Here is a 15,440-nt window from a genome sequence, read left to right as displayed (position 1 = left end):
ATCAGCTCCCGCTTTTCACCAACACCGGCTTCTCCTGATAACGCTGCGCGAACAATTGCTTCAACTGCGCGACCTTGGGCATGTCGTTGATCACGATGTACGGATAGCTTGGGTGTTCGGTCAGGAAGTCCTGGTGATAGTCCTCCGCCGGGTAGAAACCGTTGTAGGTTTCCAGTTTCGTAACGATCGGTTTGCTGTAGGCATGCGCCGCGTCGAGTTGGGCGATGTAGGCCTGGGCCACCCGTTGTTGATCGGCATTGACCGGGAACAGCGCCGAGCGATATTGCGTGCCGCTGTCCGGCCCCTGACGGTTGAGTTCGGTCGGGTTGTGGGCCACCGAGAAGTAGATCTGCAGCAGACTGCCGTAGCTGACTTGCGTCGGATCGAAGGTGACTTGCACTGACTCGGCATGACCGGTGTCGCCTTCGCTGACCCGTTCATATTGCGCCGTGTTCGCCGCGCCGCCGGCATAACCGGAGACGGCTTTCTGCACGCCTTTGACGTGCTGGAAAACCCCTTGCACACCCCAGAAACAACCACCGGCGAACACTGCGGTTTCGCTGTGCGCCTGAGTGGTTTCGTCGAGGGCCGGTGGCGGGATGACCACCGCATCCTCGGCGCCGAAAGAGAACGCCGAGCATTGGCCGATCACACCCGCCATAGCGACGGCGAGCAACACACGGCGCCAGTTGTTTTGAGCTTTCATGTTGCGCACTCCCGATCAGCCGAAGGTGAAGGCGTAAGCCGATACGCCCGGGTCAAGAAATTCGATGGTGAAGGTCCGATCCTTCACCGCATCGGTTTGCCGCACCAATTGGTACAGGCGCTGTTCGGTCACGCGACCGCTGCCATCCGCAGCGACATCCACACCATGGGCGGCACCCGGCGCCTGACCGTCAATCGAGACTTTGAAACGCACCGGTTTGCCATCCGTGCCCGGGCCCAGCACTAGATGCAGGTCGCGGGCATGGAAGCGGTAGACGATGCGGCTGGCCGGCGCGCTGGCGGTAGCGCGCTCGGCACCGACGGCCCACTGGCCGCCAAGGCTCCAGTCATTCAGGGTCAGGTTGGCCGGTGGGTTATAGGTCGCCACCTTGTCAGGCACCAGGCCGGTTTCCGGTACGAAATGTTCCGCACGCTGGTAGCCGACATAGGTTTCCGGTGATAGCACCTGATTCATGTCCGGCGCCTGTTGCACGCCTTGGGCATCGGCGTTGATCAAGCCGTCGGCGACAGTTTTCGCCCCGGTCTCACGCAGCAGCTGCTGAATGACCCGTTCCGATTCGGCGTATTCCCCTTCGCCAAAATGGTGGTATCGAATCCGTCCCTGAGCATCGGCAAAATAATGCGCCGGCCAGTATTCGTTGTTGAAAGCACGCCAGATCTTGTAGTCGTTATCGATCGCCACCGGGTAGTTGATACCCAGCTCCTTCATGGCTTTAGTGACATTGCCCACATCGCGCTCGAAGGCGAATTCCGGGGCGTGCACGCCGATCACCACCAGACCCTGATCGCGGTATTTCTCGGCCCACGCTTTGACGTACGGCAGCGTGCGCAGGCAGTTGATGCAGGAGTAGGTCCAGAAATCCACCAGCACCACTTTGCCCTTTAATGCCTGAGCGTCCAGCGGTGGCGAATTTAGCCATTGCACGGCGCCAGTGAGCGGCGGCAACTGACCTTCGACCGGCAATGTTCCCGGTGCCTTGTCGGCAACTTTCATCGCCCCGCCGGCAGCAGGAATCTGCGCCATCATGGTGCCGCTGCCCGTCGGCGATTTGCCGGAAAACTTGCCGACCAAGGCCTGTTCAATCCCGCCCGTGGACGCCGTCGAAATCCGCGCCAGAATGCCGGTATCGAGGCCCAGCGCGATCGCCACGACACCCGCGAGCATCGCCGCCCCCACCCCGCGCCGGATCCACTCACCGGTGCCGATCGAGCGCTTCATCAACGCAAACACCTTACCGCCCAGCAGCAGCGCCGCCGCCAGTGAAGTCGCGGCGCCCGCCGCGTAGGCGAGCAACAACAGCGTGGTGGCGATGCTTGCCCCTTGCAGCGCGGCGCCGGTCAGAATCAAACCGAGGATGGGCCCGGCGCACGGCGCCCAGAGCAGCCCCGTGGCAACACCGATCAGAAACGAGGCGCCGGGACGCGGACGATTGTCCTGGCCGGCGGCCTCGGACAGCCGACTGCCGGCCGACACCAGCGGCCGCGTCAGGCGCTCGGCGAGGCGCGGCAGCAGCAGCGTCAGCCCGAACAGTGCAACGAACAGCAACGCGAGCCAGCGCCCGTACTGATTGACTTGCACCACCCAACCGCCGCCCACCGCCGCCAGCGTGGCGACGAGGGCGAAGGTCAGCGCCATCCCGGTCAATAGCGGCAAGCCACTCTTGATAAACGGCTGCCCGCTGCGAGCGAAGACAAAAGGCAGAACAGGCAGGATGCACGGACTGACGATCGTCAGCACACCGCCCAGATAAGCGAGAACCAAGAGCCACATGGTGTCGTCCTGTAGAAAGTGAAGGTCGAAAAAGTGCCATGGCTCATGCCGCCACGGGTTTGAACGTCATCGCCAGGCCATTCATGCAATAGCGCAGGCCGGTGGGTTTCGGGCCGTCATCAAAGACATGCCCCAAGTGCCCGCCGCAGCGCCGGCAGTGCACTTCATTGCGGACCATGCCGAAGGAACGGTCCTGACGCGTGGCCACCGCCTGTTCCAGCGGTGCCCAGAAACTCGGCCAGCCCGTGTGGCTGTCGAACTTGGTTGCCGATGAAAACAGCGCCAGGTCACAGCCCGCGCAGGCGAATGTGCCGCTGCGATGTTCGTTGTTGAGCGGGCTGGTATAGGCCCGTTCAGTGCCTTCTTCGCGCAGGATCGCGTATTGCTCATCCGAGAGCAGCGAGTGCCATTCGCTGTCGCTATGGGTCACCTCAAACGCCTCATCGGCTTGCGCTTGCTCGACCAGCGCGGTGCCCGGGGACAATTTTGGCAATACACCCGCCACCAGGGCTGCGAGCCCCAGCCCGCCGCTCGCTACGAGAATCTGTCGCCGTGAAAACATGGCCGTCTCCAAAAATTCCAGGTGCCTGTCATGGAACACAGCCTAGGCTTGGGTTGATCGCCAAATCCTCACGGGAAGTTAACGAATTCGTGATAACTCACCCTCAGGAAAACCCGCACAATGCACTCACTGCGCCGAAGGATTGAGCTTGATGGAACCGACCAGACGCATCCTCGTGGTCGAGGATGATCAACACATCGCTGACCTGATTTGCCTGCACCTGCGCGACGAGCATTACGACGTCGTGCACAGCGCCGACGGTGATGAAGGCATGCGCCTGTTGCAGCAAGGGCAATGGGATGCGCTGATCCTCGACCTGATGCTGCCGGGCGTCGACGGCCTGGAAATCTGCCGCCGCGCCCGGGCGATGGCGCGCTATACGCCGATCATCATCACCAGCGCACGCTCCAGCGAACTGCACCGCATTCTGGGTCTGGAACTGGGGGCCGACGATTACCTCGCCAAACCATTCTCGATGCTGGAACTGGTGGCCCGAGTCAAAGCCTTGCTGCGCCGGGTCGACGCCATGGCACGCAACCTGAAAATGGACGCCGGCAGCCTCAGCCTCGATGGCCTGAACATCGACCCGATTACCCGCGATGTCACCCTCAATGGCGCGCGTCTGGACCTCACCCCGCGAGAGTTCGACCTGCTGTATTTCTTCGCCCGACAACCGGGCAAGGTCTTCTCACGCATGGACCTGCTGAACGCGGTGTGGGGCTACAGCCATGAAGGTTACGAGCACACGGTCAACACCCACATCAATCGCCTGCGGGCGAAGATCGAAAGCGATCCGGCGCAACCGACCCGCATCCTCACCGTGTGGGGTCGCGGCTATAAATTCGGCACGGAACAACCATGAGACTGAACCTGTCGCAGCGCCTGTCGCTGGTGTTCGCCGTTTTGCTGCTGGTGTGCTGCGGCACCTCGGCATGGCTGCAAGTGCGCTCCAGCAAGATGCATGAACTGGAAGTGGTGCAAGGCCTGTCGCGGGACCTGGCGCAGCACATCGCCCATGACACGGTGCTGATGGACAGCAATGGCCTGATGCCCGGTGCCGTGCGCGAACTGTTCAGCAAGCTGATGCTGGTCAACCCGAGTGTCGAGGTGTACCTGCTCGACAGCGAGGGGCGGATTGTCGGCAACGCGGCGCCGGAAGGCCATCTGCGCCGGGAGACTGTCGATCTGGCGCCGATCCGCCGTCTGCTCAATGACCAGCCGCTGCCGATCCTCGGCGATGACCCGCGCAGTGCCGACGGGCGCAAGGTCTTCAGTGCCGCGCCATTGAAGGTCAACGGCAAGTCCGCCGGTTATCTGTACGTGGTGTTGCTCAGCGAAGAACACGATCGCTTCGCTGAACGGGGCGCGACCAGTGCCGCACTCAATACGGCGTTGCTGTCGATCGGGCTGGTGGCGCTGTTGTGCCTGATCGCGGGTCTCACGGCGTTCAACCTGATTACCCGACCCTTGCGCCGGTTGACCGAAACCGTCAGCCGCTTCGACATTGATGGCACGCCGCAACCTCTGCCCGCTCCGTCAGCAGCTGTGGATAAAAGCGCTGACCCGGATGAGATCGCCGTGCTTGATGGCGCCTTCCGCCAAATGCAAAAACGCCTCGGTGAGCAGTGGCGCTCATTGACCCGCCAGGATCAGGAGCGACGCGAACTGGTGGCGAATATCTCCCACGACCTTCGCACACCACTGGCCTCGCTGCACGGTTATCTGGAAACCCTGTCACTCAAGGACGCTACGCTCACCGCCGAAGAACGCCGCCGCTATCTGGGTATCGCACTGGATCAGAGCCGCAAGGTCGGCGGATTGGCGCAATCGCTGCTGGAGCTGGTACGTCTGGAACACGGTTTCGTGCAACCGGTACTGGAACGCTTTTCGCTGATCGATCTGCTGCAGGACATCTTCCAGAAATTCGAACTGGCCGCCGAAGCCCGCCATGTCGAACTCAAGGCCACCTTCGTGCCCAACCTGCCAACGGTCTGCGCCGACCTCGGGTTGATCGAACGGGTGCTGACCAACCTGGTGGATAACGCCTTGCGCTACACGCCTGCGGGCGGTGAAATCGAACTGGATGTGAAACCCCTGGGCGCCTTGGTCGAAGTCACCGTCAGCGACACCGGCCCCGGCATCGCTCCGGAGCTGCGCGAAGGTCTGTTCCTGCGTCCGTTCAATATTGGCGGGGCGCGACGTGACGGTGGATTGGGGCTGCGCATCGTCCACCGCATCCTGCAACTGCACGGGCGTGAGATTCAGTTGATCGATGTCGCCGGGCGCGGGGCGACTTTCCGCTTCACGCTGCCGACCGATCAGCAAACCACTGAACAGTGGATGGTGCGCTCGATGAACCTGAACACGCCGGACAAATAATCCGCACCACCGGACTGTTGTTCCGTGACAACGCCGCCCCGCTCCCCTAAATTAACCGGCCTGAAAAAGACCTCGCGCTTTCTCGTTTCCACTCAAGTTAAAAAAGTAGTGAAATTTCAATGTCCGATTTCAACACCGCTGAATCCGTAGTTACCGAATTGTCCAAAGCGGAATACGAAAACTCCATCAATCTTTCACAACACCTTCCACAAGCCAAAATCATCAGCGAGATGGTGCTGGACGCCTTCCAGTCGACCCGCGAAAGCGACCAGATCCGCGAACTGCGCGCCGCGATCCGTCAGGCACACGACAGCTTCGACGACGACAAGGCCTATGAGCTGATGGGCGAACTCAAGCGCCTCAAGGACGCCGAGGCCGCCGACATCGCCGCCCTCGAAGACCTGAGCAGCAAGTTCTCGATCGGCCGCATCCTGTCCTGCTTCAAGGACGACCCGGCGTTCCAGGAAATCGTCTACGGCCTCGCGCTCAAAGTGCTGAACCAGACTCATCAAGCGATCAGCAACCCGAGCGGCGGCAAGAGCAAGGCCGCCAAGAAGAAAGAACTGGAAATCTTCACCATCAGCAAGGACGGCAGCAGCGTGACCCTGCCGCTGCGCACTCCGCGTTCGCGCCTGAGCGTTGACCGCGAAGCGCTGGAATTCCTCGGTTTCACTTTTGTTGGTGAAGGCGAAGAAGCCGAGCTGGAAGGCGAAACCTTCCTCGACAACGCCGGCACCGAACACGCAATCAACCGCAAGAACATCATCACCGCACTGCAACAGCAGACGGCGTTCGAGGGTTACAGCATCGCCGCGCAGTAATCCCGGCGCCGACAAAAAAGCCCCGCTCTGAGATTCAGGCGGGGCTTTTTGTTGGGCGGCGTAACGGTCAGACTTCCGACTGCACCGCCGCGATCATGTCGACTTCAATCGCGGCGTTCTTCGGCAACTGATAGACACCGACCGTGGTGCGGGTGTGCCGGCCGGCATCGCCGAGCACATGGCTGAACACGTCCGATGCACCGTTGGCCACCTCGCTCAGGTCAATGAAGTCCGGGGTGGACTTCACATACACCGTGACCCGTAATAACGCCCGGATCTTGTCCAGCGAACCCACCGCATCGACGATCAGTGCCAGGCAGCGCATGGCACTGATGCTCGCGGCTGCCTGGGCATCCTTGAGCGTCAACTCCAACCCCACACGACCGGGATACAGAATCCTGCCATTGACCCGCGGCACCATGCCGCTGATGTACAACTCATCGTGATGGCGGATCAGCGGCGCGTAATTGCCGCCAGCGGTGTTCTCGCCATAGATGTCGTAGTTCAGCTCTTGTGCCAGGGCAATGAAGCGTTCGTCGCAGGTCATCCTCTCAGTCATTTCGCCCAGCCTCTCGATTGATGCATGAATAACAGTGTCCCTGCGAAGTGGCATGGCGCTATCACCGTTATGGTTGGATCCAAATCTAGGGGGTTTACGCCGATATCGCAACTAAACCCTGTAGGAGCTGCGGCACGCTGCGATCTTTTGATTTTGATTGTATTTTTTAAGATCAGGATCAAAAGATCGCAGCGTGCCGCAGCTCCTACAAATGTATCGCGTCGAAGTGGCCTCTGCTCGCGATTGCCGACGCCTCGATCACCGAAAGCCAGCCAACAAAAAACCCCGCACATCTCTCAATGTGCGGGGTTTTTCGTGAAGCCATCCAGCCTTACGGCGCGTACGTCAGCAGCAGCTCGGCCGGCACCTTGAAGTCCAGGGACATCATGACGCTCAGGGCGGTGATGGTGAAGATCGAGAACACGAACAGCTTGCGTGCCCAGACCGTGTCATCCACCGCCTTGTAGCCGGTCCAGGCCATGTACAACCAGTACATGCCCATGGCCGCGGCAACGGCGAGGTAGCTCATGCCGGCGTAACCGCTGAAGGTCAGCATCAAGGTCGCCACGAGGAACGCCAGGATGTAGAGCAGGATGTGCTTCTTGGCCACTTCGATTCCGCGCTTGACGGGCAGCACCGGAATCGATGCGGCCAGGTAGTCGTTGAAACGGAAGATCGCGATGGCGTAGGAATGCGGCATCTGCCACAGGCTGAACATCACCAGCAGGGTCAGTGCGGCCATGTCGAAGCTGTTGGTTACGGCAACGTAACCGATCACTGGCGGCATGGCGCCCGACAGACTGCCCACCAGCGTGCCGTGAACCGACTTGCGCTTGAGGTACAGGCTGTAGAAGCCGACGTAGATGATGAAGCCGATTACCGCGAACAGGGCGGCCAACGGGTTGGCCACCTTGTACAACAAGGCAACGCCGAGAACACCCAGGATGGTCGCGTAGACCAGGGCCAGTTTCAGGGAGATCAAGCCCTGCACCAGCACCCGGTTCTTGGTGCGTTCCATCTTCAGGTCGATGTCGCGGTCGATGCAGTTGTTGAACACGCAACCGGAGGCCACAACCAGGGAAGTGCCGATCATGGCGGCCAGGAACACCGCCAGATCTACATGCCCTTTCGAGGCCAGGAAGAACCCGCCTGCCACAGAAAGCACGTTACCGAAAATGATCCCCGGTTTGGTGATTTGGATAAAGTGCTTGAGCGACATCGGGTCTACCTCACTTCGCCATCATGTACGTGTGGATGCTGAACATGATCCACAGCGACAGGCCAACCAGCAGCAGGATCACGATGGCCGTAAAGACAAACGCGATCACGTTGTTACGTTGTGCAATCGAACGGTCCAGGTGCAGGAAGTAGTACAGGTGAACGATCACCTGGATTACCGCGAACAGCAGGACGATTGCCAGCGTCGTGGACTTCGGCAAGGTCGGGTACATCACCAGGCCGAACGGGATGACGGTCAGGATCACCGACAGGATGAAGCCGATGGCGTACGACTTTACGCTGCCGTGGCCAGCATCATGGCTGTCATGGGAGTGTGCATTAGCCATTACAGGGTCCCCATCAGGTAAACAACGGTGAATACGCAGATCCACACCACGTCCAGGAAGTGCCAGAACAGGCTCAGGCAGCTCAGACGGGTCTTGTTGGTCGCCGTCAGGCCGTGCTTGTTTACCTGGTACATCATGATGCCCATCCAGATCAGACCCGCAGATACGTGCAGACCGTGGGTACCGACCAGGGTGAAGAACGCCGACAGGAAGCCCGAACGGCTAGGACCGAAGCCCTCGGAGATCAGCAGGTGGAACTCGTTGATCTCCATGGCGATGAAGCCTGCGCCGAGCAGGAAGGTCATGAACAACCAGCCCAGAACCTGCTGCTTCTTGCCTTTGTACAACGCCAGCATGGCGAAGCCGTAGGTGATCGAACTGAACAACAGCAGAGCGGTTTCGCCCAGCACGTATGGCAGTTCGAAGATGTCGTGGCCCGACGGGCCACCGGCGACGTTGTTTACCAGTACTGCGTACACCGCGAAGATCGACGCAAACAGAATGCAGTCGGTCATCAGGTAGAGCCAGAAACCGTATACGGTCATCTCGCCCGAGTCGTGGTGATGGTCATCGTGCCCATGGTCACCATGGGCGTGTCCAACATTGGTCACTAAGTTCGACATGGTTTAAGCCTGTTCCAACGAGGTTACACGGGTGGCATTGGCCGGGATTTTCCCTGCCGCGACCAGACGCTTGTGCTGCTCGGCTTCGATGCGCTCGATCGTTTCAACCGGAACCATGTAGCCCTGGTCGTCACGTGCGGCGTGGATCACGAAGTAGATGACAGTGCCGGCCAGACTGGCGATCGCCAACCACCAGATGTGCCAGATCATCGCGAAACCGAAGACGGTCAGCAGTGCGCCCATCACCACGCCAGTGGCGGTGTTGTTCGGCATGTGGATCGGCTCGTACTTGGCCGGAGCCTGGTACGCAGTACCGTTTTCCTTGGCTTCGGTGAACGGGTCGATGCAGTCAGCCTTAGGCAGCACAGCGAAGTTGTAGAACGGAGGTGGCGACGAGGTCGACCATTCCAGAGTGTGGGCATTCCACGGGTCACCGTGTTCGCACATGTTCTCTGGCTTGTTGCGGTCACGCACACTGACGTACAGCTGGATCAGTTGACAGGCGATACCGACAGCGATCATCACCGCACCGAACATGGCCACGTACAGGTACGGTACCCACTCAGGGTTGGTGGTGGCGTTCAGACGACGGGTCATGCCCATGAAGCCCAGTGCATAGAGCGGCATGAACGCGACGAAGAAGCCCGAGATCCAGAACCAGAACGCTGCTTTACCCCAGCCTTCGTGCAGCTTGAAGCCGAACGCTTTCGGGAAGTAGAAGCCGAAACCTGCGATGTAGCCGAATACCGCGCCGCCGATGATCACGTTGTGGAAGTGCGCAATCACGAACAGGCTGTTGTGCAGAACGAAGTCAGCACCCGGGATGGCCAGCAGTACGCCGGTCATGCCGCCGATGGCGAAGGTCACCATGAAGCCCAGGGTCCACATGACCTGGCTGGTGAAGCGCAGACGGCCCTGGTAGATGGTGAACAGCCAGTTGAACAGTTTCACACCCGTCGGGATGGAAATCAGCATCGTCGCCAGACCGAAGAAGGCGTTGACGCTGGCACCCGAACCCATGGTGAAGAAGTGGTGCAGCCAAACCATGAAGCCCAGTACCGAGATCGCGCCCGAAGCGTAGATCATCGAGTGGTGGCCGAACAGTTTCTTGCCGGTGAACGCCGAGATCACTTCCGAGAAGATGCCGAATGCCGGCAGGATCAGGATGTAAACCTCAGGGTGGCCCCAGGCCCAGAACAGGTTGACGTACATCATTGGATTGCCACCAAGTTCATTGGTGAAAATGTGGAAATCCATGTAACGGTCGAGGGTCAGCAGTGCCAGGGTAGCGGTCAGGATCGGGAACGAAGCCACGATCAGGACGTTAGCCCAGGTGCAGGTCCAGGTGAAGATCGGCATGTCCATCAGTTTCATGCCAGGGGTACGCATTTTCAGCACGGTGGCGAGGAAGTTGACCCCCGTCAGCGTCGTACCCAACCCGGATAGCTGTAGCGCCCAGATGTAGTAGTCCATCCCCACGCCAGGGCTGTATTGCAGACCCGACAGCGGCGGATAGGCAACCCAGCCGGTCTTGGCGAATTCGCCGACGCCCAGGGACAGGTTGATCAGCACAACGCCGGACACCAGCAGCCAGAAGCTCAGGGAGTTCAGGAACGGGAAGGCAACGTCACGCGCGCCGATCTGCAGCGGCACTGCAAGGTTCATCAGGCCGGTGAAGAATGGCATCGCCATGAAGATGATCATGATCACACCGTGAGCGGTGAAGATCTGGTCATAGTGTTCAGGCGGCAGGTAGCCAGGCGAACCCTCGGTGGCCATGGCCAGCTGGGTACGCATCATGATGGCATCGGCAAAGCCACGCAGCAGCATGACCATGGCAACGATGATGTACATCACGCCGATTTTCTTGTGGTCGACCGACGTCAGCCACTCGGTCCACAAGTAGGTCCACTTCTTGAAGTAGGTGATTGCAGCGAACAACGCCAGACCACCGAGCGCGATCATCGAGATGGTGACCATCACGATCGGCTCGTGGAAAGGGATCGCTTCCCAACTTAATTTACCAAACATCGTTTACTCCTCTGCCCCGGCAGCTGAATGCGAATTCGAGTCCATGTCCGTTGCCGCCACTTCTTTCTCTTTCTTCTCGTGCTTCAGCGGCTTGCCCGGTTTCATGCCTTCGTACTTGTCGACGATGGTCTGGAACAGGTTCGGCGTGACCGAGGAGTAGAGCTCGACTGGATTGTTCTGGCTTGGCTTGGCAAGGGCTGCGTATTCAGCTTGTTCAAGCTGTTTAGGTGCCTTTTTGACTTCACTTACCCAGGCGTCGAAATCTTCCTGAGAAGTTGCGATCGCTTTGAATTTCATACCGGTGAAACCGGCACCGCTGTAGTTGGCGGAGATACCGTCCATTTCAGCGTTGCGGTCAGCGATCAGGTGCAGCTTGGTGGTCATGCCCGCCATCGCGTAGATCTGGCCGCCCAGGCCCGGGATGAAGAACGAGTTCATCACGGCGTCGGAGGTGATCCGGAAGTTCACCGGAGTGTGCGCCGGGAACACGATCTTGTTGACCGTGGCGATGCCTTGTTCCGGGTAGATGAACAGCCACTTCCAGTCCAGCGCAACGACTTCGATGGTCACCGGCTTGACGTCGGATTCAATCGGACGGTACGGGTCCAGTTTGTGGGTCGAAATGTAGGTGATGTAACCCAGGGCGATGATGATCAGAACCGGGATGGTCCAGACCGCCACTTCGATTTTGGTCGAATGCGACCATTTCGGGGTGTAGACGGCATCCTTGTTGGACGCGCGGTACTTCCAGGCGAACAGGAAGGTCATGACGATAACCGGCACAACGACCAACAGCATCAGCAGCGTGGCGGTGATGATCAGGTTGCGCTGTTCCAGGCCGACCTGGCCCGTTGGATTGAGCAGGGTCATGTTGCAGCCTCCCAGCAACAACGTGCCGAGCAGCGGCACTAGGCCTAGTAATCTGGGGTACCTGTTTTTACTCATCTCACGACCTCTAAAGCAGCTTGCGCAATGCAGTTGGGTTTTGATCGCCAACACTTCACCCTGCCAAGGGTTGGCATTTTCTTTGGATTGAATAAGGGCCGCCCGTCGCGCGTCAGACGCTCGACAAAACCTTGGGACAGCGGTCAGTTCTTATTCGAATTCGTGGTCAAAGGCCTTGTTACAGACCAATTCCATTTGGTGCGGAAAGTTGGAAGGCACCGACACCTGGGTGTCTCGAAAGCCTTTCGGCCTGCTCGACACCCGACTTCCTGTCCAGTTCCTTAATAAAGGTTGAACAGTGCCGGGAATTCAGTGCGGGCGATTGTAGATAGGTAGCGCCCTATACACCATGTCTTATCCCGAAATAATTTTTATCGCTCAGAGCAACAATCCATCACCGTTTTTGCAAAAGTTCCGCATGTTATCGAAATCGATTCTCAACAAAAACACCAAAAAATGTAGGCCTATACACCTCAGTTCAGACAGCTCCGAAGGCTTTTTCCCGACACCGAATTGGCGCAAAGCCCGATATTCAAAGGCCTCTGGCCATCTGCCAGAGCCTGTTAAAACTGCCTGATCTGGCACCCACGTGCAAAACCAGAAAAATGCCGAAACAGACCAATCCTTTTTTGTAACATTACGCCAATCCGGGTTGCTGAAACGCCCTGCGACACGGCGTGTGTGACAACATGTCGCACACCTGTCGCACGCTCCATTGCCGTTCGTCACGGTGATTTCACAAACTCTCTGAAATGCAAAACGCCCCGAGCGGCTGATCCGCAAATCGGGGCGTTTTCTGTATCGGCCAATCCGTCGAAGAGTTGACTCAGCGCAGTGCTTTTCGGTTACGCGCGGTCAGCAGCGGCACCAGGATCACCACCAGCACGAAGGCCACCAGTGCCCATTGCGCCAGCGACAGGCCGAGGATCGGTGGGTACGGCGTCGAGCAGAAACCGTCGACCTGGAAGCCCAGCGGGAAGATCTTCGCCAGCGGCAGGTCATCGACAATCGGCTGCAGCACATCGATGCCGCAGCTCACCGCCGGATAGAACTGGGTGTACACATGATGCCCGGCGACACCGGCGCCGGCGATCGCGCAGATCACCACCAGTACCTCAAATACCGTGATGCTGCGGCGGGTGCGCATGGCCGCGCCGATAAACGCGAACAACGCAATCAGCAGCAATGCATAACGCTGCAGGATGCACAGCGGGCATGGCGCCTCGCCCAGCACGATCTGCATGTACAGCGCGCCGCCGATCAGTGCCAGACAGATGATGCCCAGCAGCACCAGAAAGCGCCGCTCGCGTCCCAGTCGAATCGTTTCCTCGCTCATCGCGTTTCCCTTGTATGTCCATGGTTCAGCTGGCTGGCGGCTGCGCTTGCAGTTGCGCCATCAGACTGATGTTGTCTTCGATATGCCAATTGGCCGCGATGCGACCGTTGTCGATCTGATAGATATCGGTTGCCCGGAAGTCTACACGCTGGCCCTGCCCTTTGAGAGCCTTGAACGTACCGCTGAAGTGGCCGCGAAAGTGCAGATGCACCACCACGCGGTCACCGGCAATGATCATTTGCTCGATTTCGCAACTCAGGTCTGGCACCGCCGTGCGAAAGAACTTCGACGCCAGCAACGGCCCGCTCGGGCCCTGCACCCGACCTTCGGGCGGGGTCTTGTCGACAAACTGCGGCGACAAGGCTGCCGTGGCCAGGGCCTCTTCCCCACTGTTCCAGAAACTGCCGTAACGCCGCGCCGCCAATTCCATTGCATCACGTTGAGCCTTGGGCAGGCTCTGATCGACGATCAGTGTCTGGGGTGCGATCAACGCCGATTCGGCCGAAGCAAACGGACTGGCCAGCAAAGCAGCCGACAGGCCAAGCATTGCCAGGCTCGAACGAGAGGAGAAGATGATGTGCGACATGGGGCGATCCTGATCAGTTAAACGAACGAGCGCCTATCATCAGCATCGGGGAATAAACGATAAACCGGTTAAGAAACGATTAACCTTTAAACACTTTTTAAGAATCAAGGTTGCGTAACGGCCATCGCGGGCAAGCCCGCTCCCACAGATTCAGCGTCGTTCACACATTTTGTGCACGCCACAAATCCTGTGGGAGCGGGCTTGCCCGCGATGCAGACGACTCGGTGTTTGCAATTACTCCAAAGCCGCCGCCGGCCCGAAGAACTCATAACGGCTCTGCTGCTCAGGCACACCCAGTGCTTTCAGATGCCGCTTGATCGCGCCCATGAAGCCCTTCGGCCCGAGGAAGTAAGCATCGACGTCACGTTGCGCCGGCAGCCATTCAGCCAATTGCTCTTGACTGAGCATTCCGACCTTGTCCGCCGCCGGGCTCACGCCGTCGTCTTCGGCGTAGCAATAGAAGCGCTTGAGCTGCGGATGACGCGCCGCCAGCCCATCGATCCAGTCGCGGAACGCATGCACGCTGCCGTTGCGCGCGCAGTGGATAAAGTGCACCGGGCGCTCGGTTTGCAACGCCGCCTCGAGCATCGCCAGGGTCGGGGTAATGCCGACACCGCCGCTGATCAGCACCAGCGGTTTGTCGCTGGCAGTCAGGGTGAACTCGCCCGATGGCGGGAACAGTTGAATGCTCGCGCCGACGTGCAGTTGATCATGCAAGTGGTTGGACGCACGACCACCCGGTTCGCGTTTGACGCTGATGCGGTACTGACCTTTATTGGCCAGTGCCGACAGCGAGTAATTACGGCGGATTTCTTCACCATCGAGGATCAGCTGCATGCCGATGTACTGACCCGGCTCTGCGGCCAGGATCGGACCTTTGTCCGCCGGCTCGAAGTAGAACGAAATGATTTCCGCGCTTTCCTCAACCTTGTCCACCACGATGAACTCCCGCGCCCCGCGCCAGCCGCCGAGCGCTTGTTCTTTCTGGTCGTAGATCGCCGCTTCGGCGCCGATCAGAATCTCGGCCAATTGCCCGTACGCCGCGCCCCACGCGCTCATCACTTCCGGCGTGGCGATTTCGTCGCCGAGCACTTCGGAAATGGCGCGCAGAAGGCAGGTGCCGACAATCGGGTAATGCTCCGGGAGAATTTGCAGGGCGACGTGCTTGTTGATGATCTTCGCCACCAGATCGCCCAACTGGTCGAGCTGATCGATGTGTCGGGCGTACATCAACACGCCATTGGCCAAGGCACGTGGCTGGTCGCCGCTGGCCTGATGCGCCTGATTGAACAACGGGCGGACTTCAGGGTATTCGGAGAGCATCATGCGGTAGAAGTGGGTGATCAGCGCTTCACCGCCGCTTTCCAGCAGAGGCACAGTGGATTTGACAATGGCACGATCCTGGACGCTAAGCATAAGAATGACTCCTGAGCTTTTTGAGAATTACCTTAGGCTCATCAGTTTTCGTGCCAGATAAATTATCGTTATAAATCAATGGTTTATTTTTACGTAGTCATTTAGACTCAAAGCGTTTTA

General features: G+C 59.1%; 15 protein-coding genes. 3 read left to right on the top strand and 12 right to left on the bottom strand.

The genetic code is table 11. The annotated features are described in order from the left end of the window. Window position 1: 1 nt before the first annotated feature. The 3 genes from msrA to msrB are packed head-to-tail and all read right to left on the bottom strand — an operon-like array spanning window position 2 to window position 3,059. Window positions 2-706, bottom strand: coding sequence for a peptide-methionine (S)-S-oxide reductase MsrA (gene msrA, locus AB1J88_RS26215; RefSeq protein WP_430292269.1), 705 nt, complete (start codon window positions 704-706; stop codon window positions 2-4). Between the two features lie 15 nt (window positions 707-721). Then, window positions 722-2,497 carry a cytochrome c biogenesis protein DipZ gene (locus AB1J88_RS26210; protein WP_430292268.1) on the bottom strand — a complete coding sequence of 592 codons (1,776 nt, stop codon included), beginning with the start codon at window positions 2,495-2,497 and terminating at the stop codon, window positions 722-724. 43 nt (window positions 2,498-2,540) lie between these two features. Continuing rightward, window positions 2,541-3,059, bottom strand: coding sequence for a peptide-methionine (R)-S-oxide reductase MsrB (msrB, locus tag AB1J88_RS26205; protein ID WP_086791664.1), 519 nt, complete (start codon window positions 3,057-3,059; stop codon window positions 2,541-2,543). Between the two features lie 151 nt (window positions 3,060-3,210). Here msrB and AB1J88_RS26200 point away from each other — a divergent pair, with 151 nt between their 5' ends. From AB1J88_RS26200 to AB1J88_RS26190, 3 genes are all read left to right on the top strand, one after another. Next, window positions 3,211-3,921, top strand: a complete 711-nt coding sequence (locus AB1J88_RS26200; protein WP_041071765.1) for a response regulator transcription factor — start codon at window positions 3,211-3,213, stop codon at window positions 3,919-3,921. Then, window positions 3,918-5,438, top strand: coding sequence for a HAMP domain-containing sensor histidine kinase (locus AB1J88_RS26195; protein ID WP_430292266.1), 1,521 nt, complete (start codon window positions 3,918-3,920; stop codon window positions 5,436-5,438). The genes AB1J88_RS26200 and AB1J88_RS26195 overlap by 4 nt, the downstream gene beginning before the upstream one ends. A gap of 119 nt (window positions 5,439-5,557) precedes the next feature. Next, entirely contained in the window at window positions 5,558-6,259 is a 702-nt protein-coding gene (locus AB1J88_RS26190) for a hypothetical protein (protein ID WP_430292264.1), read from the top strand. Window positions 6,260-6,326: 67 nt separating this feature from the next. Here AB1J88_RS26190 and AB1J88_RS26185 read toward each other — a convergent pair whose 3' ends face one another. The 9 genes from AB1J88_RS26185 to hmpA all read right to left on the bottom strand — a co-directional run bounded on the left by AB1J88_RS26185 (window position 6,327) and on the right by hmpA (window position 15,320). Then, a complete protein-coding gene (locus AB1J88_RS26185; RefSeq protein ID WP_430292263.1) occupies window positions 6,327-6,818 on the bottom strand; it encodes a RidA family protein in 492 nt (163 codons plus the stop codon). 331 nt (window positions 6,819-7,149) lie between these two features. Next, on the bottom strand, window positions 7,150-8,037 hold the full coding sequence (gene cyoE / locus AB1J88_RS26180) for a heme o synthase (RefSeq protein WP_003227980.1): 888 nt from the start codon (window positions 8,035-8,037) through the stop codon (window positions 7,150-7,152). A 10-nt stretch (window positions 8,038-8,047) separates the two neighbouring features. After that, entirely contained in the window at window positions 8,048-8,383 is a 336-nt protein-coding gene (gene cyoD / locus AB1J88_RS26175) for a cytochrome o ubiquinol oxidase subunit IV (protein ID WP_041071757.1), read from the bottom strand. Next, a complete protein-coding gene (gene cyoC, locus AB1J88_RS26170; protein WP_003227982.1) occupies window positions 8,383-9,006 on the bottom strand; it encodes a cytochrome o ubiquinol oxidase subunit III in 624 nt (207 codons plus the stop codon). Before cyoC ends, cyoD begins: the two co-directional genes overlap by 1 nt. Before the next feature lie 3 nt (window positions 9,007-9,009). Next, window positions 9,010-11,037 (bottom strand): cytochrome o ubiquinol oxidase subunit I, encoded by a 2,028-nt coding sequence (cyoB, locus tag AB1J88_RS26165; protein ID WP_003227984.1) that lies wholly within the window; start codon window positions 11,035-11,037, stop codon window positions 9,010-9,012. Between the two features lie 3 nt (window positions 11,038-11,040). After that, a complete protein-coding gene (gene cyoA, locus AB1J88_RS26160) occupies window positions 11,041-11,982 on the bottom strand; it encodes a ubiquinol oxidase subunit II (RefSeq protein ID WP_027612162.1) in 942 nt (313 codons plus the stop codon). A gap of 826 nt (window positions 11,983-12,808) precedes the next feature. After that, on the bottom strand, window positions 12,809-13,318 hold the full coding sequence (locus tag AB1J88_RS26155) for a disulfide bond formation protein B (protein ID WP_145593195.1): 510 nt from the start codon (window positions 13,316-13,318) through the stop codon (window positions 12,809-12,811). A 25-nt stretch (window positions 13,319-13,343) separates the two neighbouring features. Then, a complete protein-coding gene (locus AB1J88_RS26150; protein ID WP_041071753.1) occupies window positions 13,344-13,904 on the bottom strand; it encodes an ester cyclase in 561 nt (186 codons plus the stop codon). 234 nt (window positions 13,905-14,138) lie between these two features. After that, window positions 14,139-15,320, bottom strand: coding sequence for an NO-inducible flavohemoprotein (gene hmpA, locus AB1J88_RS26145; protein ID WP_239778075.1), 1,182 nt, complete (start codon window positions 15,318-15,320; stop codon window positions 14,139-14,141). Between the last annotated feature and the right edge of the window lie 120 nt (window positions 15,321-15,440).

The sequence above is a fragment of the Pseudomonas sp. S8 genome (assembly GCF_050473925.1).
Classification (GTDB): Bacteria; Pseudomonadota; Gammaproteobacteria; order Pseudomonadales; family Pseudomonadaceae; genus Aquipseudomonas; species Aquipseudomonas parakoreensis.
The sequence above is the reverse complement of the archived record's forward strand: the minus strand, read 5'-3'. Positions and strand labels throughout refer to the sequence as shown.